Source organism: Streptacidiphilus sp. EB103A, from assembly GCF_041261405.1.
Lineage (GTDB): Bacteria > Actinomycetota > Actinomycetes > Streptomycetales > Streptomycetaceae > Streptacidiphilus.
Genome location: NZ_JBGCAQ010000010.1, coordinates 282,887 through 306,619, shown reverse-complemented (window position 1 = coordinate 306,619; position 23,733 = coordinate 282,887). Strand labels below are relative to the sequence as shown.

Annotated in this window: 23 protein-coding genes and 1 riboswitch; of the genes, 9 read left to right on the top strand and 14 right to left on the bottom strand. The window is 70.1% G+C overall.

The window, feature by feature from the left end; all coding sequences use genetic code 11:
• The first annotated feature begins 76 nt into the window (after nt 1–76).
• Complete coding sequence (locus tag ABH941_RS18970; RefSeq protein WP_370130530.1) at nt 77–637, top strand: hypothetical protein; 561 nt, start codon at nt 77–79, stop codon at nt 635–637.
• Nucleotides 638–663: 26 nt separating this feature from the next.
• On the opposite strand, the gene ABH941_RS18965 is transcribed toward ABH941_RS18970, so the two are convergent.
• The 5 genes from ABH941_RS18965 to hisC all read right to left on the bottom strand — a co-directional run bounded on the left by ABH941_RS18965 (nt 664) and on the right by hisC (nt 6,891).
• Nucleotides 664–1,320, bottom strand: a complete 657-nt coding sequence (locus ABH941_RS18965) for a hypothetical protein (RefSeq protein WP_370130529.1) — start codon at nt 1,318–1,320, stop codon at nt 664–666.
• A 79-nt stretch (nt 1,321–1,399) separates the two neighbouring features.
• A complete protein-coding gene (locus tag ABH941_RS18960; RefSeq protein WP_134002711.1) occupies nt 1,400–2,611 on the bottom strand; it encodes an ABC transporter permease in 1,212 nt (403 codons plus the stop codon).
• Nucleotides 2,608–3,513 carry an ABC transporter ATP-binding protein gene (locus ABH941_RS18955; protein WP_370130528.1) on the bottom strand — a complete coding sequence of 302 codons (906 nt, stop codon included), beginning with the start codon at nt 3,511–3,513 and terminating at the stop codon, nt 2,608–2,610. The genes ABH941_RS18960 and ABH941_RS18955 overlap by 4 nt, the downstream gene beginning before the upstream one ends.
• Nucleotides 3,513–4,874, bottom strand: a complete 1,362-nt coding sequence (locus ABH941_RS18950) for an efflux RND transporter periplasmic adaptor subunit (RefSeq protein WP_370130527.1) — start codon at nt 4,872–4,874, stop codon at nt 3,513–3,515. Before ABH941_RS18950 ends, ABH941_RS18955 begins: the two co-directional genes overlap by 1 nt.
• Before the next feature lie 934 nt (nt 4,875–5,808).
• Nucleotides 5,809–6,891: a histidinol-phosphate transaminase gene (gene hisC, locus ABH941_RS18945; RefSeq protein WP_370130565.1), complete on the bottom strand. Its 1,083-nt coding sequence runs from the start codon at nt 6,889–6,891 to the stop codon at nt 5,809–5,811.
• 304 nt (nt 6,892–7,195) lie between these two features.
• Here hisC and ABH941_RS18940 point away from each other — a divergent pair, with 304 nt between their 5' ends.
• The 3 genes from ABH941_RS18940 to ABH941_RS18930 all read left to right on the top strand — a co-directional run bounded on the left by ABH941_RS18940 (nt 7,196) and on the right by ABH941_RS18930 (nt 11,095).
• The gene (locus ABH941_RS18940; protein ID WP_370130526.1) at nt 7,196–8,311 is read left to right on the top strand and encodes a LacI family DNA-binding transcriptional regulator; all 1,116 of its coding nucleotides are present in this window, start codon (nt 7,196–7,198) and stop codon (nt 8,309–8,311) included.
• Nucleotides 8,312–8,435: 124 nt separating this feature from the next.
• A complete protein-coding gene (locus ABH941_RS18935) occupies nt 8,436–9,662 on the top strand; it encodes a metallophosphoesterase (RefSeq protein WP_370130525.1) in 1,227 nt (408 codons plus the stop codon).
• Between the two features lie 338 nt (nt 9,663–10,000).
• Complete coding sequence (locus ABH941_RS18930; RefSeq protein WP_370130524.1) at nt 10,001–11,095, top strand: hypothetical protein; 1,095 nt, start codon at nt 10,001–10,003, stop codon at nt 11,093–11,095.
• A gap of 3 nt (nt 11,096–11,098) precedes the next feature.
• Here the strand turns inward: ABH941_RS18930 and ABH941_RS18925 are convergent, their stop codons facing one another.
• Nucleotides 11,099–12,130 (bottom strand): aspartate-semialdehyde dehydrogenase, encoded by a 1,032-nt coding sequence (locus ABH941_RS18925; RefSeq protein WP_370130523.1) that lies wholly within the window; start codon nt 12,128–12,130, stop codon nt 11,099–11,101.
• 347 nt (nt 12,131–12,477) lie between these two features.
• On the opposite strand from ABH941_RS18925, the gene ABH941_RS18920 reads away from it, so the two are divergent.
• On the top strand, nt 12,478–13,233 hold the full coding sequence (locus ABH941_RS18920; protein ID WP_370130522.1) for a hypothetical protein: 756 nt from the start codon (nt 12,478–12,480) through the stop codon (nt 13,231–13,233).
• A gap of 196 nt (nt 13,234–13,429) precedes the next feature.
• Nucleotides 13,430–14,083, top strand: a complete 654-nt coding sequence (locus ABH941_RS18915) for a DUF1707 domain-containing protein (protein ID WP_370130521.1) — start codon at nt 13,430–13,432, stop codon at nt 14,081–14,083.
• A gap of 53 nt (nt 14,084–14,136) precedes the next feature.
• Here ABH941_RS18915 and thiC read toward each other — a convergent pair whose 3' ends face one another.
• Nucleotides 14,137–15,999 (bottom strand): phosphomethylpyrimidine synthase ThiC, encoded by a 1,863-nt coding sequence (gene thiC / locus ABH941_RS18910; RefSeq protein ID WP_370130520.1) that lies wholly within the window; start codon nt 15,997–15,999, stop codon nt 14,137–14,139.
• Nucleotides 15,994–16,133: riboswitch (TPP riboswitch) on the bottom strand. Its footprint overlaps the gene before it by 6 nt.
• A 120-nt stretch (nt 16,134–16,253) precedes the next feature.
• Here thiC and ABH941_RS18905 point away from each other — a divergent pair.
• On the top strand, nt 16,254–17,588 hold the full coding sequence (locus tag ABH941_RS18905) for a YibE/F family protein (protein WP_370130519.1): 1,335 nt from the start codon (nt 16,254–16,256) through the stop codon (nt 17,586–17,588).
• 75 nt (nt 17,589–17,663) lie between these two features.
• Here ABH941_RS18905 and ABH941_RS18900 read toward each other — a convergent pair whose 3' ends face one another.
• The 3 genes from ABH941_RS18900 to ABH941_RS18890 all read right to left on the bottom strand — a co-directional run bounded on the left by ABH941_RS18900 (nt 17,664) and on the right by ABH941_RS18890 (nt 19,111).
• Nucleotides 17,664–17,873 (bottom strand): hypothetical protein, encoded by a 210-nt coding sequence (locus ABH941_RS18900; RefSeq protein ID WP_134002692.1) that lies wholly within the window; start codon nt 17,871–17,873, stop codon nt 17,664–17,666.
• A 224-nt stretch (nt 17,874–18,097) separates the two neighbouring features.
• Nucleotides 18,098–18,790, bottom strand: a complete 693-nt coding sequence (tenA, locus tag ABH941_RS18895; protein WP_370130517.1) for a thiaminase II — start codon at nt 18,788–18,790, stop codon at nt 18,098–18,100.
• A gap of 3 nt (nt 18,791–18,793) precedes the next feature.
• Entirely contained in the window at nt 18,794–19,111 is a 318-nt protein-coding gene (locus ABH941_RS18890) for a cupin domain-containing protein (RefSeq protein WP_134002690.1), read from the bottom strand.
• A 149-nt stretch (nt 19,112–19,260) separates the two neighbouring features.
• On the opposite strand from ABH941_RS18890, the gene ABH941_RS18885 reads away from it, so the two are divergent.
• Nucleotides 19,261–19,638: a phage holin family protein gene (locus tag ABH941_RS18885; protein ID WP_370130516.1), complete on the top strand. Its 378-nt coding sequence runs from the start codon at nt 19,261–19,263 to the stop codon at nt 19,636–19,638.
• Nucleotides 19,639–19,693: 55 nt separating this feature from the next.
• Here the strand turns inward: ABH941_RS18885 and ABH941_RS18880 are convergent, their stop codons facing one another.
• Nucleotides 19,694–20,098: an SsgA family sporulation/cell division regulator gene (locus ABH941_RS18880; protein WP_370130564.1), complete on the bottom strand. Its 405-nt coding sequence runs from the start codon at nt 20,096–20,098 to the stop codon at nt 19,694–19,696.
• Nucleotides 20,099–20,574: 476 nt separating this feature from the next.
• Between ABH941_RS18880 and ABH941_RS18875 the strand changes: the two genes are divergently transcribed.
• Entirely contained in the window at nt 20,575–21,120 is a 546-nt protein-coding gene (locus ABH941_RS18875; protein WP_370130515.1) for an NUDIX domain-containing protein, read from the top strand.
• A 29-nt stretch (nt 21,121–21,149) separates the two neighbouring features.
• On the opposite strand, the gene ABH941_RS18870 is transcribed toward ABH941_RS18875, so the two are convergent.
• From ABH941_RS18870 to ABH941_RS18860, 3 genes are all read right to left on the bottom strand, one after another.
• On the bottom strand, nt 21,150–22,556 hold the full coding sequence (locus tag ABH941_RS18870; RefSeq protein WP_370130514.1) for a globin domain-containing protein: 1,407 nt from the start codon (nt 22,554–22,556) through the stop codon (nt 21,150–21,152).
• A 405-nt stretch (nt 22,557–22,961) separates the two neighbouring features.
• Nucleotides 22,962–23,300 carry a thioredoxin gene (gene trxA, locus ABH941_RS18865; RefSeq protein ID WP_370130513.1) on the bottom strand — a complete coding sequence of 113 codons (339 nt, stop codon included), beginning with the start codon at nt 23,298–23,300 and terminating at the stop codon, nt 22,962–22,964.
• Between the two features lies 1 nt (nt 23,301).
• Complete coding sequence (locus tag ABH941_RS18860) at nt 23,302–23,721, bottom strand: MerR family transcriptional regulator (RefSeq protein ID WP_370130512.1); 420 nt, start codon at nt 23,719–23,721, stop codon at nt 23,302–23,304.
• Between the last annotated feature and the right edge of the window lie 12 nt (nt 23,722–23,733).

The following is a 23,733-nucleotide window of genomic DNA, read 5'->3' as shown; positions in this document are numbered from 1 at the left end:
GCGATACTGCCACTCACAGGCAATTGCCAGACGGCGTCCAGGGATCCTCCACCCCGGTACGGTTCTGTCTGGCGACATGACCGCACTCCACCCTCGCGCCCTCGCGGCAGCCGGAGTCCTGAGCCTCGGCGCTCTGGTGCTGTCCGGCTGCTCCTCCTCGTCCGGCACGGCCACCACGGCCCAGCCGAACTCATCGGCCTCGGGCAGCTCCCAGAACTCGGCCTACCGGAACTGCCTGGCCCAGCACGGTGTCACCCTGCCCAGCGGCCGCCCCGGAGGCCCCGGGGGAAGCGCCCGTCCGAGCGGGGCCAGGCCCAGCGGCGTCCGTCCCAGCGGAGGATTCGGCGGCGGCTTCGGCGGCGCCTCGGCCAACCCCAGCATGCAGGCCGCGATGCAGGCATGCGCCTCGGTCCGTCCGAGCGGGGCCGCCGGCTTCGGCGGCGGGGGCGGAGGCTTCAACAGCACCGATATGGCGGCGTTCACCAGCTGCATGAAGGACCACGGCGTGACGGTCCCCGCGACCGGCGGTACCCGCGCGCTGAACACCGCCGACCCCAAGACCGCCGCCGCCTACAACACCTGCAAGGTGCTGCTGCCGACCAGGAGCGGCAGCCCCTCCCCCAGCCCGACCACCTGACGCCGGCCTTCATCCCAAGCCCGCCCTCACCCCGATGTGCTGGGGGCGGCCTCGGTGACCGTGGTCGCCGCGACGCTGCCCGAACTGTCCGTGGTGCCCTCGACGGTCACGGTCTGACCGGGGGTCAGATCGGTGGTCTTGCCGGTCTTGGTCGTGGTCACCTTGGTCGAGCTCTTGGTGGTCACCTTGATCACGCTGCCGGAGCTGGTGGTCAGGTAGACGGTGCTGCCGTCCACCAGCTTCACCGTGCCGGACGTCGAGTTCGTGGACGAGCCGGTGCCGCCGCCCGTGGTACCGGTGCCGCCCGGGGCCCCGCCGCCGAACCCTCCGCCGGCACCGCCCTCGGCGCTGAAGCCGCCGGGGGCGGCGCCGGTGCGGGAGATCGCCGCGCCGGCCGCGGTGCTGGTCCCGTTCTGCTTCTCGTAGTACGCGCCGCCGGCGAAGCCCAGTCCGGCGATCATGCCGGCGAACAGCAGCATGCTGAGCAACGGCAGCTTGCGGCGCGGGGGTTCGGCCAGCTCCGCGCTGATGTCGCGGCTGTCGGGGGGCTCGGCGAGGATCGCCTCGGGATCCTCGCCGCCGATCAGCGCCGGCACCGCGGCGCCGGACTCGTAGGGCACCGGAAGATTGACCACCGGCACCCGGGCCGTGGTGACGAGATCCTCGGACTGCTTCGCGGCCATGGTCGGTGTCCTCTCTCCGTGATGGGGCCTGTCGTTCACGGCGCCGCTCGCGCCGTCCTTCGTGCTGTCCTTCGTGCCGTCACTCATGGCGCAACGCCTCGATGGGCCGCAGGCTCGCCGCCCGGTTGGCCGGGTAGCTGCCGAAGAACAGGCCGATGGCGACGGAGATCCCGAACGAGCCCCAGACCGAGGCCGGCATGATCACCGGCTTGATGCTGTCGATCTTGAAGTTCGTCCCGATCAGCGCCACGATCACCCCGAGCCCGGCACCGAGCACCGACAACAGCACGGCCTCGGCGAGGAACTGCGACAGGATGACGCCCTTGGGCGCGCCGATGGCCTTGCGGATGCCGATCTCCCGGGTCCGCTCGGTGACCGTGACCAGCATGATGTTGGTGATCCCGATCCCGCCGACCAGCAGTGAGATCGCCGCCACCGCACCCAGCAGCACCGTGAAGGTCTTGTTGGTCGACGCCTGGGTGCTCAGCAGCGAGGTCGCGCTGCTGATCTGGAAGTCGGCCGCGCTGGCGCTGGTGATGCCGTGCTGGTTCATCATGATGGTGCTGATCTCGCTGGTGGCCGCCGTGATGGCGGACGAGGAGGTCGCCTCCACCACGATCTGGGTCAGCGAGCCGAAGCCGGTGAAGGCGTTCTGGACGGTGGTCAGCGGCGCGACCACCACGTCGTCCGACGAGGTCAGGCCGGTGCTGCCCTTGGTGGCCAGCACCCCGACCACCTTGAACGGGGTGCTGCCGATGGTGATGGTCTTGCCCACCGGGTCGACCGTCCCGAACAGGTCGGTGGCGGTGGTGGAGCCGATCACCGCGACCTTGCGGTCGTTCAGGATGTCGTCGTTGCTGAAGTAGTCGCCCTTGTCGACCTTGCTGTTGGTCGCCTCGAAGTACCCGGTGTAGGTGCCGATGATGGAGCTGACCGAGTGCGAGAGGCCCTGGTAGATCGCCGTCCCCGAGGTGCTGACCTCGGGCGCGACGCTCTTGATGTCCGGAGCCTTGGTGGTGTCGGCCAGCGCCGTGGCGTCCGAGACGCTCAGCGGCTTGGTGCTGGTCGCCGTGGAGGTGCTGCTGTTCCCGGTGCCCGAGGTGATGGTCAGCGAGTTGGCGCCGAGCGCGGTGATCGACGCCTTGACCGCCGCCGAGGAGCCGTTGCCCACCGCCAGCAGCAGAATCACCGCCGCCACGCCGATCAGCACGCCGAGCATGGTCAGCAGCGAACGGATCTTGTTCGCAGCGAGGCCGCCGAGGGCGAAGCGCAGGGTCTGGAAGGGGTTCACCGGGCGCCTCCGACCGCGTTGGCCCTGACGTTCTGGACATGCAGGGTGTGTGCGGCGAACTCGACCGGGTCGAGCAGCGCGGGCGGCTGACCGTGCACAGGGGCCTGCCGGATGTCCTCGTAGATCTGGCCGTCGACCAGCCGGACCACCCGCTTGGCGTGCCGGGCCACCTCGTCCTCGTGCGTGATCAACACGACCGTCCGGCCCGCCGCGTTCAGCCGGTCGACGATGGCCAGCACGTCGTCGGTGCTGCGGCTGTCCAGGTTCCCGGTCGGCTCGTCCGCCAGCAGCATCGCCGGACTGGTCACCAGGGCACGGGCCACCGCGACCCGCTGCTGCTGCCCGCCGGAGAGCTCGTTGGGACGGTGGTCCGCCCGGTCCGCCAGCCCCACCAGGGTCAGCGCCGCCATCGCCCGACGCCGGCGCTCCGACTTGCGCACCCCCGCATAGGCGAGCGGGAGTTCGACCTGGGCGACCGCGGTGGTGCGCGGAACCAGGTTGAACGACTGGAAGATGAACCCGATCTTGCGGTTCCGCACCAGCGACAACTGGTGCTCGTCCAGGTAGCCGACGTCGATCCCGTCCAGCAGGTACCGCCCGGAGGTCGGGACGTCCAGGCAGCCGAGGATGTTCATCAATGTCGACTTGCCCGACCCCGAACTGCCCATGATGGCGACGAAATCGCCCTCACTGATCGTCAGATCGACGCCCTGGGGGTTGCCCTCGTGGTCCTCCGGGCCGCGCAGCGCGTGCACCGCGGCGTCGCCGAAGCCGTACGACTTGACCAGTCGGCGCACCGCGATGACCGGCGGCCGCACCTTCGGCGCGTCCGCCTCGGCCAGGGCGGCGGAGGCCTTGTCGGCCTTCGTCCGCCTGGCCAGGGCCGAGTACCGGGGCGCCATCAGTTGCCACCGCCCGGGCGGGCGCCACCGCCGCCGGCCGCACCCCCGCCGAACCCGCCGCCGGCACCGCCGCCACCCGGGAAGCCGTTGTTGCTGGACTGCGAGACGGTGGTCTCCTTGACCTTCTGACCCTCGGTCAGCCCGCTGACGATCTGGATACCGCTGGTGCCCTCGACGCCCACGGTCACCGACGTCGTCGTGGTGCTGCCGTCGGCGTTGATCAGCTGGACCGTCCGGGTCGTCCCGGTACCGGTCACCGCCGCCGTCGGCAGGTACAGCGCGTTGTCGGCCTCACCGGTGGCGACCGCGACCGTGGCCGAGAGGCCGGTGCGCAGGCCGCTGGTGTCACTGGTGATCTTCAGCACCGCCTCGTACTCCACCGCGCTGCTGGAACTGCCGCTGGTGGAGGAGGAACTGACCGGGAGCGAACTGACCGAGACGACCTTGGCGTTCAGGATGGTGCTGCTCTCGGCGTTGAGCGTGACCGTCGCGCCCTGGTTCTTCTTCAGCTTGAGCGCGTCGGTCTCGGAGAAGTCCGCGGTGACCTCCATCCCGCTCGGGTTGGTGATCACCACGAAGCCGGTCGGAGTGGTCGAGCTGCTGCTGGACGTCGAGGTGGTACCGGTACTGGAGCCGGAGCTGGAGACCGTGTCGCCGACCTTGTTGCTCACCGAGGCCACGGTGCCGCCGACGCTCGCCTTCAGCACGGTGCCGTCCACCGCGGTCTGAGCAGCGGTGACGGCGTTCTCCGCGGAGGTCACCGCGGACTTCGCCGAAGCCACGGCGCTGGCGCTGACGGTGGTGGTGGTCTTGGTGGTGGCGGTGGCCGTCGCCGTGGGCGTCGCCGTGCTGGTCGTCGTACCACTGGACCCGCCGGAGCTGCTACCGCTGGACCCGGTCGACCCGCCCGAACTGCTGGAACCACTGGAGGAGTTCGACGTGTTGGCGACCGTCGTCGTGGTCGTCGTACCCGCCTCGGCGGAGACCAGATCGGCCTTGGCCGACACCAGCGCCGCCTTGGCCTGGGTCAGCGTCGCGTCTGCATTGGTGGGATCGACCTTGGCCAGTACCTCGCCCTTGGTCACCTTGTCACCGGCCTGCACATAGACCTTGGTGACCGTGCCACCAGTGATGAAACTGTCACCGGCGTCCGTGGGCGACACCAGGCTCCCCGAGCCCGAGACCGTCGCCAGCACGGTCCCCTTCGCCACGGTCGCCGTCGTGCTGGTGCTGCTGCTCGCCTTGCTGCTGGAGGAGGAGGTCCCGACGGCTGCGTAGGCAGCCCCGGCCCCGGCCAGCAGACCCACCGCGAGCAGGGAGTTGAGCAGGACGGCCCTGCGCCGTCGTGGAAGCGCCTTCATGGCCGGGACTCTGGCCGTGCTTGCCAGCGATCAGCTGGACAGTTCCTGGGAGTTCGCTGACAACAGCTCCAACCGCAAAACCGACAACCAAGGGCAAAAACCCGCACCCGCCCTGCCGATTCTTACCTTCGGCCACACCCCCGGCCCTCCCGCTACCAGCAAGCCCCTAACATCCCGACAGCCCCCTGCTAACCGCCAACCCGCAAACTTGCCGCCGCCGATCGCCCCACACCTGCAACGGCACCACCCGTGCCGCGACCTTGCCCGCCGCCTCCCGGGCTCCGCCCGGAAAGAAGGCGCTTCGCGCCGGCAACTGGGCGGGGGTGGGGGCGGAGCCGCTCTGGCGCGGAGCGTTTAGCCGTGGGCGGGGGTGGCGCTCCACGGTTGCAACGGCAGCGTGTGGTGAGGCGTGTTGCGCGCCGTCTCCCGGGCTCGCGCCCGGAAGGAAGCGGCTCCCTCCCCAAGCACTTCGTGCAGGGGATACCCCATGCGCGACAGGGGCCGGGGGCGGCTCGGGTCCGGCGCGGAGCGTGCGGCGGGGGCGCGGGGCGGGGTGAGTGTGTCCCCCATTCGGGTTAGCTGGGGGGAGTTACAACCACGCTGGGGGGCGTAGCAACCATATATGGGTGTAATTCACCCCAGCGTGGTTGTAACTCCCCCCAGCGGGGGTAATCCGGCCCGAATGAACGTTTCTGCAGCGCCACCACCGGCGCGCCGCCCGGCAACGCACGCCCCACCAACCGCCCCGCTCCTCGTGGTTGCCGCGAGGCGGAGCCGAGCCACCCCAGCCCCGCACGGACCGGCGTGCCCCACGGAGGCGACGGGGCGGTCACCGGGAGCGAACGCGCACGGCGGAGACGGCGTCGGGACGGGGGCTCGGCCGCGTGACGTATCTCCCCGCCTCCCGACGGCGACGCCCCGCCTCCCCCGACACCTACACCCCCTTCCAAAACACCCCCGCCGCCTCCACGAACAGATCGTTCGCCTCGACCTCCCCGATGCTCACCCGCACGCCCTCCCCCGCGAACGGGCGGACGACGACCCCTGCCGCCTCGCAGGCCGCGGCGAACTCCAGCGTGCGCTCGCCCAGCCGTAGCCAGACGAAGTTGGCCTGGGAGTCCGGCACCGTCCAGCCCTGGTCGGTGAGCCCGGCGACCACCCGCGTGCGCTCGTCGACCAGCGCGTCCACCCGTCGCAGCAGTTCGCGCTCCGCGCGCAGCGAGGCCACCGCCGCGTCCTGGGCGAGCTGGCTGACGCCGAACGGCACCGCGGTCTGCCGCAGCGCCGCCGCGACCGGCTCGTGCGCGATGGCGAAGCCGACCCGTAGGCCGGCCAGTCCGTACGCCTTGGAGAAGGTGCGCAGCACGCAGACATTGGGGCGGTCGCGGTAGAGGTCGATGCCGTTCGGCACCTCGCCGTCGCGGACGAACTCGCAGTAGGCCTCGTCCAGCACCACCAGGACGTCGCTGGGCACCGCGTCCAGGAACCGCTCCAACTCTGCCCCGCGGACCGCCGTCCCGGTCGGGTTGTTGGGGTTGCAGACGAAGATCAGCCGGGTGCGTTCGGTGACGGCCGCCAGCATGGCGTCCAGGTCGTGCACGTCGCCCTCGGCCAGCGGCACCTGCACCGAGGTCGCGCCGCTGATCTGGACGATGATCGGGTATGCCTCGAACGAGCGCCATGCGTAGACGACCTCGTCGCCCGGGCCCGAGGTGGCCTGCAGCAGCGACTGGGCCACGCCGACCGACCCGGTGCCGGTGGCGATGTGCGACTCGGGGACGCCGAACCGCTGGGCGAGCTCCGCGACGAGCGCGCTGACGCCCATGTCCGGGTAGCGGTTGAAGCTGTCGGCGGCGGCGACCACCGACTCCAGCACACCGGGCAGCGGCGGGTACGGGTTCTCGTTCGAGGACAGCTTGTACGCGGGCGCGCCCTCGCCGCCGACGGCCGGCCTGCCGGGCTTGTAGGCCGGGATGCCCCGGAGGGCCTCCCGCAGACGGGGGCCCTGCTGCGGCAGTGGAGTCTCGCTCACGTGGTCTTCCTTCGTACATCACGCCGTGCACCCTCGCCGTGCACCCGGTCGAGATCACCATACGAGCCGATCGGCGATATCTCACCCGTGCGAGTGAGATGTTCCACCCGGTGTCCGTCGAGACTTCCTCGGCGACACACCCGGTCCATGCAGGAAACGCAGGTATACGAACCCAACTGGTCGTCCCTGAAAGGTCAAAGGGCATAAATGCTCATGGAGAAACGTATCTTCAACAAACCATCCCAGACCCCCATCTACTAACGGTGATGAGCCATACGATCGGTCAGACATGACAGCAGCAGCAGCCAACCAGAGCGGCCGGCGACCCACCCACGCCCGGCGCATGGAGCGTGCCGGAATCAGGGATGTCGCCGCCGCGGCGGGGGTGTCCATCACCACCGTCTCCGATGCCCTCAACGGCAAGGGCAGACTCCCCGACGAGACCCGAAGCAAGGTGCGCGAGGTCGCCGAGCGGCTGGGCTACCGCCCGTCCGCAGCCGCGCGAACCCTGCGTACCGGGCGCTCCGGCCTGATCGGGCTCACGGTCACCACCTACGGCCAGGAACCGTTCACCTTCACCGAGTTCGCCTACTTCGCCGAGATGGCCCGGGCAGCCACCTCCGCCGCGCTCACCCGCGGCTACGCCCTGGTGGTCCTGCCCGCCACCTCCCGCCACGACGTCTGGGGCAATGTCGCCCTGGACGGCACCGTCGTCATCGATCCGCCGGACCACGACCCCATGGTCGCCGAGCTCTACCGGCAGGGCCTGCCGGTGGTCAGCGACGGCAGACCGGGCAACTGCCCGGTCACCGCCTGGGTCGACAACGACCACGCCAGCGCCGTCCTGGAGATCCTGGACCACCTGGCCTCCGCCGGCGCCCGCCGGATCGGCCTGCTCACCGGGACCAGCACCGACACCTACACCCGGCTGAGCACCGAGGCCTACCTCGGCTGGTGCCGCCAGGTCGGCCAGGAACCGCTGTACGAGGAGTACCCGGCGCACGACCCCTGCGCGGGGGCCGTCGCCGCCGACCGCCTGCTGGCCCGTCCGGACCGGCCCGACGCCGTGTACGGCCTGTTCGACCCCAACGGCACCGACCTGCTCGCCGCCGCCCGCCGCTACGGACTGCGGGTCCCCGAGGACCTGCTCCTGGTCTGCTGCAGCGAGAGCGACGTCTACGCGACCACCGAACCACCCATCACCACGCTCTCGCTGAAGCCGCAGCGGATCGGAACCACCGTGGTGAACCTGCTCATCGACGCCATCGAGGGCATCGGTCCGGTCCCCGGAACCGACACCCCCGAGGGGCAGCTGATGCCCACCGAACTGATCGTCCGACGCTCCTCACAGCGGCGTCCTCCCCGCACCACAGTCAGCGCACCACGCGAACCCGGCGAGGAGTAAGGAGCCTCGAAGCGACGAAAAACCATGACAAACGTTCATCTTCGGCGCATCGTCCCACCCGCCTCGCGGGATTGATGCGCCCCAGGTGCGTACACCGCGAAGAGCAGCTTCCTATGATGGGCGAATGACATCGGTGGACCCCTACGCCCGGCCTGACCTGCCGGACCCAGGCCCCCGTACGCCAGAGCACCCCGGCGGGGCGCCCCTCAACGGCGACGGGTCCACGACGTACGACTTCTTCACCCCACCACCGGAGCGCTTCCCCGGCCCCTCCATCACCCCCGGCCCCAGCCCCGCACCCGCCGTCTACCCGGCGCCGACGGCCATGGCCCCACCGCTGCCACCGCCGGCCCCGGCCCCGCACGACCCGCCGACCCTGGAGCTCGGGCCGCCGGTGGCAGCCGTCCCCGGCACCCGCCCCGACCTCTACGGCCATGGCGGCCATGGCCACGGGCACGGCCATCCGCCGACCCTGGTCGAGCCGCTCGGCTACCCACCGCACGAGAGCCAGGAGACCTACGAGGGCGAGGAGCCGGTCGGCCCCCTCTACGTCATCGGTGACATCCACGGCTATCTGCAGGAGCTCCTCGACGGGCTGCACTCCGAAGGGCTCATCGACGACGAGGGGCACTGGTCGGCCGGCCGCGCCCGGGTCTGGTTCCTGGGCGACTTCACCGACCGCGGCCCCGACGGCATCGGCGTGATCGACCTGGTGATGCAGCTCGCCGCCGAGGCCGCCGCCTCGGGCGGCTACTGCCGCGCGCTGATGGGCAACCACGAGCTGCTGCTGCTCGGCGCCGACCGCTTCGGCGACAACGCCGTCCAGTCCAGCGCCGGCACCGCCTCCTTCCTCGCCGCCTGGCGCCTCAACGGCGGACAACCGACCGACATGGAGCGGCTGGAGGACCATCATGTCGCCTGGCTCACCAGGCTCCCCGCGATGACCGTCGAGGACGACCACCTGCTGCTGCACTCCGACACCACCGCCTACCTGGAGTACGGCGACTCGGTCGACGCCGTCAACGACGCCATCCACGAGGTGCTGAACCGCGGCGACGGCGACGAGTGGTGGGACTGCTTCCGCCGGATGACCAAGCGGTTCGCCTTCCGCGGCGACACCGGCGCGGCCTCGGCGCACGAACTCCTGGACGTGCTGGGCGGCCGGCGCATCGTCCACGGCCACAGCCCCATCCCCTACCTGCTCGGCGACACCCCGACCGAGGACGGGCACCCCGCCAAGCAGGTCACCGGGCCGCACGTCTACGCGGACGACCTCGCCATCGCCATGGACGGCGGCGTCACCATGGAGGGCGAAGGCCGACTGCTGATCGCCCGGCTCCCGCTGGTCTGACGGACCCCGCGGTCCGGGCCGGGCACTGCCCGAGCACTGGTAGGGCACTGTTTCGCGCTCGAACTGACGGAATGCCAGCGGCACGTGCCAACGGCAACAGGTGCCCCACCTGTCCCGGAAATTCCGGAAACCGACTGTCAACGGGTCCGCGCCGACCTCTACCATCGAAGTCCCTGCTGCTACCGCTCCGCCCTTCCAGACCTGGATGCTGACGGGGCGTTCGGGGAACAGACGGCTCCACTACTCCGGGGGCGACCCCCCGGACTCCCGGATCCCGCGTGAACCCGGAACCGGCGGGCAGGGTGCACAGGGTCGACGAGAAGAGGGCTGGGTAGAACATGGACAGCGCTCCGTACCTGCAGGCTGAGGACAAGCTCGACTACGAGCGGATCCTGGAGGAACTCCTTCACAACGAACAGGTCCGCTCAGCCCTCCGCCGCGCGCCCACGGGACCCAACGCCGAACAACTGCACACCCGGGCCATGCGCGACTCCGCCACCGTCGCCGGCACCGCGGCGGTCGAGTACTCCTACTTCGTCGAGCTGCGCGAACAGGCCCGCCGCACCACCCCCGTCCCGGACTGGGAACGCCTGGGCGGCGACGACCCGGCACAGTGGCAGGAGCCCGAGAGCGCGCTGATCGCCGCCGAGCGGGCCGGACTGGTTCCACTGGTCGCCGTGCTGCTGCCGATCCTCTCCGGATTCAGCGCACTGCTGCTGCTCCTGCTCGGCTACGGCCTGCGGGCGGACGGCCAGAAGCTGGGTCAGCCACTGGTCACCGCCGGGCTGGTCGCCGCCGTGATCTGCGTGGCCGCGATCGCCGCCGACATCATCGGGCTGCTGCTCACCGCCGCCCGCGACGCCGCGTCGCCGCCCCAGGGCCGCAACCCGGAGCTGTACGCGGAGCTCGCCAAGGCTCGCGAGGCCTGGCACAGCGCACTACGGGAGCGTGGCCTGCTCCCCTATCTCCTGGCCCAGTTGGGCACCACCCCGCGCCCACCGAGGCCGCGCCCGGCCGGTGTCAGCCTGGTCCGCACCCGCCCGCGGCTGGGCTTCACCAGCCCCGGCTTCACCAGCCCCGGACCGGAGCGGATCACCAACGAGCGCGGGGAGGAGGTCGAACCCGAGGAGGGCGGCGAGCCCCACTTCACCAGCCCGGGGTTCACCAGCCCCGGACCCGAGGGGATCACCAACCAGCGCGGGGAGGAGTTCGAGTCGGACGACGACGACGGCGAGAGCCACTTCAGCAGCCCGGGATACAGCAGCCCGACGTTCGAGGTGATCCGGCAGCCCTTCGAGCACCCGGCACCGACCGTCCCGCCGTCACGGACCCAGGCCTCGGTCGGCAGCGGCTCCAGCTCCGCGTCGGGCGCCGGCTCCGGCGGCCGCTTCCTCCCCAACGCCGACGACGCCGAGGAGGAGCAGCCCTCCTGAGAGCTACTCGGCCGCCAGCTCGGCGGCCACCAGCTCCGCGATCTGCACCGCGTTCAGCGCCGCACCCTTGCGCAGGTTGTCGTTGGAGATGAACAGCGACAGACCGTTCTCAGCCGTCTCGTCGGCGCGGATCCGGCCCACATAGGAGGGGTCCTGCCCGGCGGCCTGCAGCGGGGTCGGGATCTCCGAGAGCTCCACACCGGGCGCGTCCGCCAGCAGCTCCCGAGCCCGCTCGGGGCTGATCGGCGTCGCGAAACGGGCGTTGACCTGCAGCGAGTGCCCGCTGAACACCGGGACCCGGACGCAGGTCCCGGACACCTTGAGGTCGGGGATCTCGAGGATCTTCCGGCTCTCGCTGCGGAGCTTCTGCTCCTCGTCGGTCTCGTTGAGGCCGTCGTCCACGATCGAGCCCGCCAGCGGCAGGACGTTGAACGCGATGGGGCGGACGTACTGCTTGGGCTCGGGGAATTCGAGCGCCGCACCGTCGTGCGTCAGCGCGCTGGCCTTGCTGCCGACCGCGTCGATCTGGCCCTGCAGTTCGGCCACACCGCTGAGCCCGCTGCCGGACACGGCCTGGTAGGTGGCCACCACCAGAGCGGTGAGCTGCGCCTCCTGGTGCAGCGGACGCAGCACCGGCATGGCGGCCATGGTGGTGCAGTTGGGGTTGGCGATGATCCCCAGCGGACGGTCCGCAATGGCATGCGGGTTGACCTCGGAGACCACCAGCGGGACCTGCGGATCCTTGCGCCAGGCGGAGGAGTTGTCGATCACCACGGCGCCGGCCGCAGCAACCCTGGGTGCGAGCTCCTTGGACGTCGCACCGCCGGCCGAGAAGATCACGATGTCCAGACCGGCGTAGTCGGCGGTGGCCGCGTCCTCCACCGTGACGACGCCGTCCTTCCAGGGCAGCTCCTTCCCGGCCGACCGCGCCGAGGCGAACAGCCGCAGCTCCGTCACCGGGAAGTCCCGCTCCTCGAGGATCCGGCGTACAACGCCCCCGACCTGGCCCGTGGCACCCACAATTCCAATCTTCATACCCACAGGGTAGGCGGCCCGCCCAACTCCCCGACCCGAATATCCGCCGCTCGGACACCAGGCCCAGCCCCCGACTCCGTAAGTCTTCCGCCTCCCGCACACACGGCCGGGAATTCCTTCGCTCGGCGTAACCGTAGGACGATCCGATCGTTGCCCAGAGTGCGCATGAGCAATATGGCTTGGATGACACGGCGAGCGGTGACGTAGCGAGTTGGCCGGTTCGGTCCGGCCCATGGGATCTGTGGACGATTGCGACTCATGCCCTTGACCGTCCGGGTGGGACGGCCCTGAGCCCCGGGATGGGGGCACCCATTCCATTCACCCCAAGCGAAGGGGGAGGCACAGCCATGCCACCCGAAGTCGCCCTGCTCGAATCGCGCGCCCTGCGCGAGAGCGTCGCCGACCGCACCGAAACCCTGGACCGGGTCAAGGTCCTCGTCCTGCTCCCGGACGACATGCACGTCACCACGAAGATGGTCGCCGACTACTTCGAGGTCGGAGAGACGGTCATCTACAACCTGGTGGTCGACCACCGGGACGAGATCGTGTCCAACGGGTACCGCGTTCTGGTTGGTGAGGAACTGACTCGCTTTAAGCGAGTCTGTGGACTCCAGTCATCCCGGAGCAGGTCAATGGCCCTGTTCCCGCGTCGCGCGGTCCTCAACGTCGCGATGCTGCTGCGGGACAGCGCCGTCGCCCGCAGGGTCCGGACCTACCTCCTCGACACCGAGGCAACGCTCCGGCAGGGTCCGCCCTCTTGGGGCATGCCACCCGGGCGACGGCTCGGCCCCGGCCCGCACTGGGACGAGTACGAGTACCTCCAGGCACACCCCGACGTCGTCACCCCCGAGCAGTACACCGCCCCCGACCAGGGACGATGGCTCGCCTGGGCCGACTCGGTGGACCACCGCCTCGACGCCCACGGGCGCGTCATCGGCGCGATGAGCGAGCAGCTCTGCCGCGTCGGCGAGGACGTCCGCGAGCTGCGCGGCGACATGTCTGCCATGCGCCAGGACGTCGCCGAGCTCCGCCAGGGCATGGCCCAACTCCTCCCAGGCTTCGGCCTGGGCACCATCCCAGCCAAGCGCCGCCGACGCCGCTGACCCAGTTGTCCACAGGCCGCCGCGATCTCCGGGCGGCCTGTGGACAACTCAGTGACAACTGAGGTCCCCAAAGGACCTCACTGCACTCGCAAGAACTGCACCCTTGGCGGGAATCCAAGTCGCGATATATCGTTAGTTCCCAGCCGTGCCACTGCTCCATCGCGCGACGACCTTCGACTGGATCAGGACGGGAACTATGTCGGGAGAGATCTCGCCCCCTGGAAAGAGCCCCGGCCACGACTCGCCGCCCGAGCTGCGGGCCTCCCACACGGACCGGGATCGGGTGGTCGACGTACTGCGGGTCGCGGCGGGCGACGGCCGGCTGACCGGGGCCGAGTTGGACGAGCGCCTGGAGGCCGCCCTGTCCGCACGGACCGTCAGCGAACTGGCCGTCCTCACCGCCGACCTGCCGCCTGTGTCGACCTCTGGCGGCGCGGTCGTGGCGGAGGTGAAAGACGTACTCCGAATCGATCAGAAGTTCAGCCCGGTCGAGCGGGTGGGACGCTGGATAGTGCCACGACGGCTGGAGCTCGCAACGGAGTTCTGCGAGGTGACGCTCGACTTCACGCTGGCAGTGATCACCCAGGACACCCTGCGGATCGACATGGACATGCGCGGCAAGACCCTGACGCTGATCACCAGGCCGGGCATCGTGGTCGATGCCGACGCCCTGAACCTGGAGTTCAGCAAGCTAAGGATCCGTCAGGCCCACGACCCCCATGCGCCGGTCACGCTTCGAGTGGAGCTGGCAGGAAAGAAGAGCTTCGGCCGTGTCGTCGTGCGGGGCCCAAGGCGGGCAGTAGGCCATTGGCTGCGCAGGAAGCCCAAGCCCCTGCCTACCGAAGACTGACTCAGCCATTGGCCGGCCAACCCGGTTTGGTCACTCTCCTCCGCTGTTTGAGGTCAGTCGGCCAACGGTAGGTACACCCGTCCACCGGAGGCCGTGAACTCCTCAGCCTTGGCCCGCATCCCGGCTTCGATCTCGTCTTCGCCGGTCACCGGGGTCTCGTCGCCGAAGCTCTCCCTGATGCCGTGCGATATCCGCATCGAACAGAACTTCGGACCGCACATCGAGCAGAAGTGCGCCGTCTTGGCGGGTTCCGCCGGGAGGGTCTCGTCGTGGAAGGCGCGGGCCGTTTCGGGGTCGAGGGCCAGGTTGAACTGGTCCTCCCAGCGGAACTCGAAGCGGGCGTCGGAGAGGGCGTCGTCCCAGGCCTGGGCGCCGGGGTGGCCCTTGGCGAGGTCGGCGGCGTGGGCGGCGATCTTGTAGGTGATGACGCCGGTCTTGACGTCGTCGCGGTCGGGGAGGCCGAGGTGTTCCTTGGGGGTGACGTAGCAGAGCATCGCCGTTCCCCACCAGGCGATCATCGCGGCGCCGATCCCTGACGTGATGTGGTCGTAACCCGGGGCGACGTCCGTGGTCAGCGGGCCGAGGGTGTAGAAGGGCGCGTCGTCGCAGAGCTCCTTCTGCAGGTCCATGTTCTCGCGGATCTTGTGCATCGGGACGTGGCCCGGCCCCTCGATCATCACCTGGACGTCCCGCGAGCGCGCGATCCGTCCCAGCTCGCCGAGGGTCGTCAGCTCAGCGAACTGGGCCTCGTCGTTGGCGTCGGCGATCGAGCCGGGGCGAAGCCCGTCCCCCAGCGAGTAGGTCACGTCGTAGGCCCGGAGGATGTCGCAGAGCTCCTCGAAGTGCGTGTAGAGGAAGTTCTCCTGATGGTGCGCCAGGCACCAGGCCGCCATGATCGAGCCGCCCCGGGAGACGATCCCGGTCTTGCGCCGCGCTGTCAGCGGGACGTAGCGCAGCAGCACTCCGGCGTGCACGGTCATGTAGTCGACGCCCTGCTCGCACTGCTCGACGACGGTGTCCCGGTACACCTCCCAGCTCAGTTCCTCGGCCCGGCCGTCGACCTTCTCCAGCGCCTGGTAGAGCGGGACCGTGCCGATCGGCACGGGGGAGTTGCGCAGGATCCACTCCCGGGTGGTGTGGATGTTGCGGCCGGTGGAGAGGTCCATCACGGTGTCGGCGCCCCAGCGGGTGGCCCAGGACATCTTCTCGACCTCCTCCTCGATCGAGGAGGTGACGGCCGAGTTGCCGATATTTGCGTTGATCTTCACCAGGAAGCGGCTGCCGATCAGCATCGGCTCGACCTCGGGGTGGTTGACGTTGGCCGGCAGGACGGCGCGGCCGGCCGCGATCTCCTCCCGGACCAGCTCCGGGTCCATCCCCTCCCGCAGCGCCGCGAACTCCATCTCGGCGGTGACCTCGCCCCGGCGGGCGTAGCCGAGCTGGGTCACGGCCGTGCCCTCCCGGGCCCGGCGGGGCCGGCGCGGGCGGCCGGGGAAGACCGCGTCGAGCCCCTTCAACCCGGTCGCGCTCGCAAGCTCGCCACTCCGTGCCAGGCCCAGCCCGCCGCGCGGGGCGGTGTGCCTGAGTCCGTCGTCCTCGGGACGCGGCTCGCGCCCGTGGTAGTCCTGGGTGTCACCGCGTTGGCTGATCCAGCCGTCCCGGAGCGGCGGCAGCCCGCGCCGGACGTCGGCCTCGAACGACGGGTCGGTGTACGGGCCCGAGGTGTCGTACAGCGGGACGGCACGGCCGTTGCCCAGCCGCACCTCCCGGTAGGGAACACGCAGGTCGGGGCGCGATCCCTGGCGGTAGGCCTTGGTCCAGGCGGGGGTGGGGTAGCCGGTCCCGGTGCTGGACGGGCCCTGGGCGGAATGCTGCTGAGCGGCATGCTGCTGCTCTGCGTCGTACGTGCTGGTCATCAGACCCACTTCTCCCTACGCCGGCATTACCCGGTCAGGTTCCTGCGGTCGGCGCAAGCAGCTGCCGTACGAATTCCGCGTACGGCGGTCAGCGCCCTCTCAGCCCGGTGCTCCGAGCTCCCGCGTCTGCAATCTAGACGCCGCCCACCGTAGCGAGCCGGGCCCCGGCTTGGCCAGGGGGCGTCGGTGCTGCCAGATCTCACACGCTTCCGGTACGGTGCACTGCCACAGCCCATCCGGAAGGGACTGTTCCCGTGGCCGACCACCCGCACGAGCACGAGCACGGCCACAGTCACGACCACGGCCCGGCCAGCCCCGCCTCCCGGCGGCTGCGCGCGGTCATCGCCGCCGTGCTGATCCCGTTCGCGGTGGCGGTGGTGGCGGGCATGGTGCTGATGTGGCCGGGCAGGCTGCCCGCCCACGCCTCCACCGGACTGGGATTCGACCAGCCCACGGTGAGCGGCCGGGTCACCGCGACCAAGGCGGCACCCTGCGACGCGGGCTCGACGTCCACCGCGTCGACAACGTCCGCAACAGCGGCAGCCCAGAACGTCTGCTCGCTGGTCAGCGTCGCCATCACCAGCGGCAAGGACTCCGGCAGGACCATCCAACTGACCCTCACCCCGGACCAGACCGCCGTCTACAGCGCGGGGGAGAAGGTGGTCCTGGACTACTCCCCGACCGCCCCCGCCGCGCTGCAGTACACGATCGGCGACGCCGACCGCTCGATGCCCATGGCGATCCTCGCCGGGGTCTTCGCCCTGGCCGTGGTGCTGGTCGGACGGCTGCGCGGGCTCGCCGCCCTGGTCGCGCTGGGGATCAGCTTTGCCGTGCTGTCGCTGTTCGTGCTGCCGGCCATCCTCAAGGGCGAGGACCCGCTGCGGGTCGCAGTCGTCGGCGGCGGAGCGATCATGCTGATGGCGCTGTACCTGTGCCACGGCCTGTCCGCGCGCACCTCCGTCGCGGTCATCGGGACCCTGGTGTCGCTGGCCCTGATCGGCGTGCTGGGTGAGGTGTTCATCGGTCTGACCCATCTCACCGGCAACACCTCGGACGAGACCGCCCTGGTCCACTCCCTCTTCACCGGGATCAAGCTCCCCGGCCTGCTGCTGGCCGGTGTCATCATCGGATCCCTGGGTGTGCTCAACGATGTGACGGTCACTCAGGCCTCGTCGGTGTGGGAACTGCGGGCCGCCGACCCCACCATGGGCACCCGGGCGCTCTACCGGGCCGGCATCCGGATCGGCCGCGACCACATCGCCTCCACCGTGAACACCCTGGTCATGGCCTACGCGGGAGCGGCGTTGCCGCTGATGCTGCTGTTCACCATCGCCAACCGGGGCGTCTGGACCGTAGCCACCAGCGAGATCGTCGCCGAGGAGGTGGTCAGGACGCTGGTCGGCAGCATCGGCCTGATCGCCTCGGTACCGCTGACCACCTTCCTCGCCGCGCTCGTGGCCAGCCACAACACCCGCCCCGTGACCGCGGCCGCCATTCCGGCCCAAGCCACGCGACAGGCCACGGCCACGGCCATGGCCACGACTTCGGCTGAAGCGGGCGCGGGCGGCCGGCACCGCCACCGCCGCTAGCACCGGAGACGCCAACGCGAGAGCCCCGTACCGGATCCCGGTACGGGGCTCTCGTGAAAGGACGTCAGACCGGCGTCAGCGCGACGCCCGCTTCACCAGGATGACGACCACTGCCCCCAGCGCCACCACGAACATCACCTTGATGATCCAGCCGAAGAGGAAGCCGATGACTCCGAAGATCGCTCCCACCACGGCGGACGCCACCCACAGCGCCACGATCAGCACGATGACCGGAACCACGATGTTGCGCATCCAGCCAGGGAGCGTCTTCCAGATCTCGTTCATGTTGTCCGTCCTCCCCCGCGGGGTCTGTCGTCCCGGGGCCTCGGGGCCACCGGCCCGATTGCTTCTTCCTGTTGACTCGATCGTACGGCCGCAGGGGTCTCCGGTGGACGCTTCGCGCCCCTGAGAGAACCCGGATAAGCCCCCTACCGTCGGCCCCGGGGAGGGTCATCCGCAGGTCGGGGTGGGTTACCCGCAGGTCACCGGTCCGCGCTCGGCTCCCGGGGTCAGACCGGCCAGCGCTCGCCGCGCCAGGCGGCGTCCCAGAACATCCACTCGTAGCGCGAGGTCGTCGCGAAGTGCCCGACGGCGCGCCGCCGTTCGACCGGCGAGAGCTCGGCGCCGACCCGGTCGGTCAGCTTCAGCACCCGGCGGACCACGGCCTGGAACGCCTCGTCGCCGTAGCTCTCGATCCAACGGGCGTAGAGGGGATCGGGCGACGAGGTGCGCAGCAGTGCCTCGCCCACCCTGGCGTAGATCCAGTAGCAGGGGAGCACCGCCGCCAGACCCTCGGCGAAGGAGCCGCCGTAGACCGTGGCGAGCAGGTAGCTGGTGTAGGCGCGGGTGGTCGGCAGCACCCCGGCGTCGTCCACCGTGGCGCCCGGACCGTCCAGGCCCAAGTCGTTCATGAAGCCCGCGTGCATCTCCTGCTCCGCCGCGAGCGCGCCCACCGCGTCGTCGGCGAAGGCCCTGACGTCCGCCTCGGTGGGGGCCTTGGCAGCGCAGACCGCGAGTGCCCTGGCGTAGTCGCGCAGGTAGTGGGAGTCCTGGACGACGAAGTGACGGAAGGCCGTCCGGGGGAGGGTGCCGTCGGCGAGCCCGAGCAGGAAGGGGTGGTCCAGGATCGCCCGGTAGGTGGACTCGGACGCCTGCCACAGTTCGTCACTGAAATTGAAGGAGCCGGAGCGCACAGGGTCCACGGATCAGCTCTCCGGAGGGGAGAAGACGACGAGCACCCGCAGGTCCTCGCTGATGTGGTGGAAGCGGTGCGGCATGCCCGCGGGCACATAGGCCACCGATCCGCGGCCCACGGTCGTGGTCTCGTCACCGACGGTGAGATAGGCCCGCCCGCTGACGACGACGTAGACCTCGTCCTGCTTGTGCGGCTGCTGCGGGTCCAACGCGCCCTGGTCCAGCGCGTACAGGCCCACTGACATATGGCGTTCGTTGAGAAAGCGCAGGTAGGCGCCCTCATTGGCGGCGCGTTCAGCGTCCAGGTCGTCCATCCGGAACACCTGCATCGGATTCCCCACTCCCAGCGGTCGGTCGCTTGTCGGTATTCAACCAGCCGGGGCCGTCACGTCCGCACCGCGTACCAGGTCCGTATCAGCCTGCAACACTCCACCGCCGGGGCTTCCGCCGCGGCCCGGACTCCTGCGACGATCACCCCATGTTGCGCTTCGTAGTCAAGACTCTGATCAACGCGGCGGCCATCTGGGTCGCGACAGCGATTGTCACCGGCATCACCCTCACCTCGGGCGACTGGCAGCACAAGACGCTCACCGTCGTCCTGGTGGCGCTGCTCTTCGGCGTGGTGAACTTTGTGATCAAGCCGATCGTGAAGCTGTTCTCACTGCCGCTGTTCATCCTGACGCTGGGACTGATCACTTTTGTGATCAACGCCCTGATGCTCTGGCTGACCTCCTGGGCCTCCGGCAAGCTGAGCCTGGACTTCCATGTGGACGGCTTTGTGCCGGCCCTGCTCGGGTCGCTGATCATCAGCATTGTCGCCTGGGCCCTGCACATGGTCTTCCGCGACGAGGACTGACGCCCGCCGCCACCCGCCCACATCCGCCGGCGGGCACTTCCGGCAACCGGTCGGCTCAGCCCGCGCGGCGGGAGTGCCCGTTCAGAATGAGCTCCAGCGCGGCGTCCAGGTCGCTCACCGTCTGCTCGCCGCCCATCGGCAGCAGCCGGTCGGTGCGTCCGAGGAAGGCGATCAGCGGCAGCGCCGGCGAGTAGAGCACCGCCTCTCCCGCAGGGGAGCGCAGCCGGATCCGGACGTCCTGGAAGTCCGGGTCCGGGCCCGGCACCGGCTCGATCACGATGTCGCCCTCACCGCTGCTGCGACTGATTCCGTCCAGCAGCAGTTCGCGGGCGAAGACCCAGTGCACCGGTGGGTCGCCGGGCAGGTGGAAGGTGAGCGCGACGGCGTAGGGGTCGGCGGGGTCGTAGCGCAGACGCACGTCGACGTCGAGGGCGAGCTCACTGGTGACCTGGAGGCGCATCACCAGCCGCCCGGTGCAGTGACTCCCGAAGTCCTGGCTCCGGGCGCTTTCGGCGTCCTCTGCGTGCATCGCTCAGCACCTCTCGTTGTCCGGGGCCGTACCGACCCGCGCCTGCCTGTACCCGGTGGGGGAGAACTGCTCCATCACCTGCCCCATCCGCACACTCAAACGCTCCGCGGTGCCGGAAAGTCTCGGCCACTCGGCGGTCGCCATCTCCCGTTCCCCCTCGCCACGCGATATATCCGGACATACTTATGCAATGACGGTGGTCAACTACCGCGTTGGTCCGACTTCTTCACATCATGCACTCTTTCCTCCGCTTCTGCCTCGACCAAACGGCTGGTTCGTGCCCGCCGAACGGAGGGGCCGGCGGGGGTGGCGCCACCGGGGCGGTGCACGCCCTGTTTCACCAACCGCCCCGCGCGGCACACTGCTGGGAACGGAACGCCGCACTGCCGCAACACCCGGAGGACTCCATGCCACGTCCGGTGGTCAAGCGAACCGCTCGCGCGATCCTGCTCGACGGTGACCTGCAGAACCCCGAACTCGTCCTGATCAAGCGCACCAAGCCCGGCCGGCCACCGTACTGGGTCACTCCTGGCGGCGGCGTGGAACCGACCGACCCGACCGTGGTGGACGCCCTGCACCGGGAGTTGTCCGAGGAGATCGGCGGCAAGGCCGGGAACGTGGTGCCGGCCTTCGTCGACACGGTGAGCATCGCCCTGCACGACGCGGTGCCGGGGGATGGCGTCCTGAAGGATGGCGTCCTGAAAGACGGCGTCCTGAAAGATGCAGTCAAGGTCCAGCACTTCTTCGCCTGCCGGGTCGAGTCCATCGACCTCTCGCAGCGCCACGGCCCCGAGGTCGACGAGCCCAACGGCGAGTACGAGGTGGTCCGGCTCCCCTTCACCCGCGAGGGGGTGACCTCGGTGAACGTGGTCCCGCCGTCGCTGCGTGCGTACCTGGCGGCGAACATCGAGGGCATCACCGCGCTGCTCGCCGACGACCTCGGCCCGCGGTAGCGGGGCACACAACAGGAAGAGAGCGCCGGTCACGCCGGGTCGGACAGGTCGTGGTGGATCCGGTCGCCCTGCACCCCCTCCTCACGCAGCACCGCGACGGTCCTGCGGATCATCGCCGGCGGTCCGCTCACGAACGCCTCGTACTCGTCCCACGGCCCGTAGCGGTCGACCACCGCCGGGAGCGACCCCGAGAAACCCGCCCCCTCCGGCCGTCCCTCGGACACCGCGGTGTGCACCGCGAGCCAGCGGTGCCGCCGGGCCAGTGCCTCCAACTCCTGCCTGGCGTACAGATCCTGCTCCCGCCGTGCGCCGTAGAACACCTCGACGGTGCGCGCCCGGCCGTGCTCGGCGACCGCCTCGACGATGGCGATGAGCGGGGCGATCCCGGTGCCGCCGCCGATCAGCAGCAGCGGAGCGTCGCCGTCGTGGTCGACGTGCATCGTCCCCGCCGCGGGCCCCAGCCTGAGCACGTCCCCCGGACTGGTCCTATGGACCAGGGCGTTGCTCACCCAGCCCGCCGGAACCGCCTTGACGTGCAGCACCACCAGTCCGTCGTCGCGCGGGGCGCCGGCCGGCGAGTAGTGCCGCCACACCCGCGGCCACAACGGAACCTCCAGCGTCGTGTACTGCCCCGCCAGGTAGGGGTAGCGCTGGTCGGTGCGCAGGGTGACCACCGCGACCTCACCGGCCCTGCGGTCGACGGCGACCACCTCGGCCTGCCAGGAAGCGGGTGAGACCTGGGCGTCGGCCTCGGCCGAGGCCATCATCACCTCGGAGATGACCCGGTAGATCCGGCGCCAGGCGATCTCGGTCTCCGGATCCCAGTACCGCCCGCAGTAACGTTCCAGCGCCGCCAGCAGTGCCTCGCCGACCGGACCGTAGTGCTCGTTGCGGACCCCGTACTTGCGGTGCCCCCTGGCCAGCCGGTCCAGGTACTCGGTCAGTGCGGCCGGCTCGTCGGCCGCCCGGCCCGCCACCAGCAGGGCCCGGAACAGGCGGTCGCGCTGCAGGTCCATGGCGGCCGGGAAGAGCGCGCGCAACTCGGGGTGGCGCAGGAACAGCACCGCGTAGAAGTGCGCGGTGGCCCGGTCCGCGACGGACTCCAGCACGCCGAGGCTGCGCCGCACCAGCGCGATGTCGTCGGCGGTCGGCCCTGCCGACGCCGCGGCCTGGCCTCGCCCGGCCAGCGGTACCACCGCCACGGCGGCGTTGGGCAGCAGCAGCGGGGGCGCCGACGGCATCGCCGGGAGGCCTGACCCAGCGCCGAACGTCCCCACCGCCGGCAGGATCGGAGCGGGCAGGACCGGAGCGCTGTACGGCTGCCGCTCCGTGACACCCCAGGCCCGGGACCAGGCGTCCCCGGGACCCACCCAGTTGAGCCCGGGCGCGTCCCTGATGATCGGCGCATAGGAAGGGCGCGCGGGCAGGTTGTCCACCACGGCCGGGGTCGGCGCCGGCCCGGGTATCGCCTCCTGGGCGACCGGCTCCTCCTGGTTCCCGGACGGCAGAGGAGACGGAGACGACGGCGGCGGGGGAGGAGGCGGGGGCGGCGTGAGCGGGGGTTGTGACTGTCCTGAGGACGACTTCGACTGTTTCGGCTGCCGAATTCGCGGCAGGCCGTTTCGATTGAGAGCGCTTCCGATCGACACCTTTCGGTTTCTTCTCCCGTCGTATCAGCGCAGTCCGACAGCGACGATTCGTGCGGCGGCGGCGGGCAGACCTCCTGCCAACCGCAGCGTGGCATGAGCAAACAGCTCATCCCATAAATAGTGAGAAGAATGGGGCGCGCGAGACGCAAACGCGCTACCGTCCGCAGTTCCCACACGCCCCCCGAACCACCGTCAGTCGGCGCACCACTCCTCGAGCTCCTGCAGCAGCCGGCGCTTGGGACGTGCTCCCACCAGTGACTTCACCGGCTCACCGCCCTGAAAGACGATCAGTGTCGGCATCGAGAGCACCCCGTAGGCGGCCTGCGTCACGGGGTTGGCGTCGACATCGATCGTCACCACCTTCAGCCTTCCCTGCTGTTCCCTGGCGACATCCGCCAGCACCGGCGCCAGCATCCGGCAGGGCGGGCACCAGTCCGCCGTGAAGTCCACCAGAACCGGAAATCCGGATCCCAGGACTTCGGACGCGAACGTCTCGTCCGTAACTTTCACCACATCGGTACTCATGACCATCTCAGTTCCCCTCCACCCATTCACTCGGCTTCACTTCGCACAGCGGTTCGCCCGGGTGCTCCGCCGACGCCCCCACCTGCGCTCGCAGCAGTTGCCCGCGGACCTGCTCGCGCACCGTCTGCAGACGCTCCAGGCACTCGTCGATCTCCGCGAGCTTGCGCCGGTAGACCTCCAGCGAGGCCGGACAGGAATCCCCGGAGGGGTGTCCCGCGCGCAGGCAGTCGACGAACGGCCGGGTCTCCTCCAGCTCGAATCCGAAGTCCTGCAGCAGTCTGATCTGCCGCAGCAGCCGCAGGTCCTCCTCGCCGTACGCGCGGTAGCCGTTCACCGCCCGCCGGGCCGGCAGCAGTCCGCGCGACTCGTAGTACCGCAGGGTGCGCGTCGTCGTCCCCGCACGCTGCGCCAGCTCACCGATCCGCATCTCCCTGCCCCG

What these genes read in the sequence shown, in the direction of transcription:
- ABH941_RS18970 (WP_370130530.1), top strand. Translation starts at nt 77, where the DNA reads ATGACCGCACTCCACCCTCGCGCCCTCGCGGCAGCCGGAGTCCTGAGC.
- ABH941_RS18880 (WP_370130564.1), bottom strand. Translation starts at nt 20,098, where the DNA reads ATGCGCCTCCAGGTCACCAGTGAGCTCGCCCTCGACGTCGACGTGCGT.
- ABH941_RS18920 (WP_370130522.1), top strand. Translation starts at nt 12,478, where the DNA reads ATGCCACCCGAAGTCGCCCTGCTCGAATCGCGCGCCCTGCGCGAGAGC.
- ABH941_RS18955 (WP_370130528.1), bottom strand. Translation starts at nt 3,513, where the DNA reads ATGGCGCCCCGGTACTCGGCCCTGGCCAGGCGGACGAAGGCCGACAAG.
- ABH941_RS18965 (WP_370130529.1), bottom strand. Translation starts at nt 1,320, where the DNA reads ATGGCCGCGAAGCAGTCCGAGGATCTCGTCACCACGGCCCGGGTGCCG.
- ABH941_RS18915 (WP_370130521.1), top strand. Translation starts at nt 13,430, where the DNA reads ATGTCGGGAGAGATCTCGCCCCCTGGAAAGAGCCCCGGCCACGACTCG.
- ABH941_RS18950 (WP_370130527.1), bottom strand. Translation starts at nt 4,874, where the DNA reads ATGAAGGCGCTTCCACGACGGCGCAGGGCCGTCCTGCTCAACTCCCTG.
- ABH941_RS18875 (WP_370130515.1), top strand. Translation starts at nt 20,575, where the DNA reads ATGCCACGTCCGGTGGTCAAGCGAACCGCTCGCGCGATCCTGCTCGAC.
- trxA (WP_370130513.1), bottom strand. Translation starts at nt 23,300, where the DNA reads ATGGTCATGAGTACCGATGTGGTGAAAGTTACGGACGAGACGTTCGCG.
- thiC (WP_370130520.1), bottom strand. Translation starts at nt 15,999, where the DNA reads ATGACCAGCACGTACGACGCAGAGCAGCAGCATGCCGCTCAGCAGCAT.
- ABH941_RS18860 (WP_370130512.1), bottom strand. Translation starts at nt 23,721, where the DNA reads ATGCGGATCGGTGAGCTGGCGCAGCGTGCGGGGACGACGACGCGCACC.
- ABH941_RS18900 (WP_134002692.1), bottom strand. Translation starts at nt 17,873, where the DNA reads ATGAACGAGATCTGGAAGACGCTCCCTGGCTGGATGCGCAACATCGTG.
- ABH941_RS18930 (WP_370130524.1), top strand. Translation starts at nt 10,001, where the DNA reads ATGGACAGCGCTCCGTACCTGCAGGCTGAGGACAAGCTCGACTACGAG.
- ABH941_RS18935 (WP_370130525.1), top strand. Translation starts at nt 8,436, where the DNA reads ATGACATCGGTGGACCCCTACGCCCGGCCTGACCTGCCGGACCCAGGC.
- ABH941_RS18890 (WP_134002690.1), bottom strand. Translation starts at nt 19,111, where the DNA reads ATGCAGGTGTTCCGGATGGACGACCTGGACGCTGAACGCGCCGCCAAT.
- ABH941_RS18885 (WP_370130516.1), top strand. Translation starts at nt 19,261, where the DNA reads ATGTTGCGCTTCGTAGTCAAGACTCTGATCAACGCGGCGGCCATCTGG.
- ABH941_RS18940 (WP_370130526.1), top strand. Translation starts at nt 7,196, where the DNA reads ATGACAGCAGCAGCAGCCAACCAGAGCGGCCGGCGACCCACCCACGCC.
- ABH941_RS18925 (WP_370130523.1), bottom strand. Translation starts at nt 12,130, where the DNA reads ATGAAGATTGGAATTGTGGGTGCCACGGGCCAGGTCGGGGGCGTTGTA.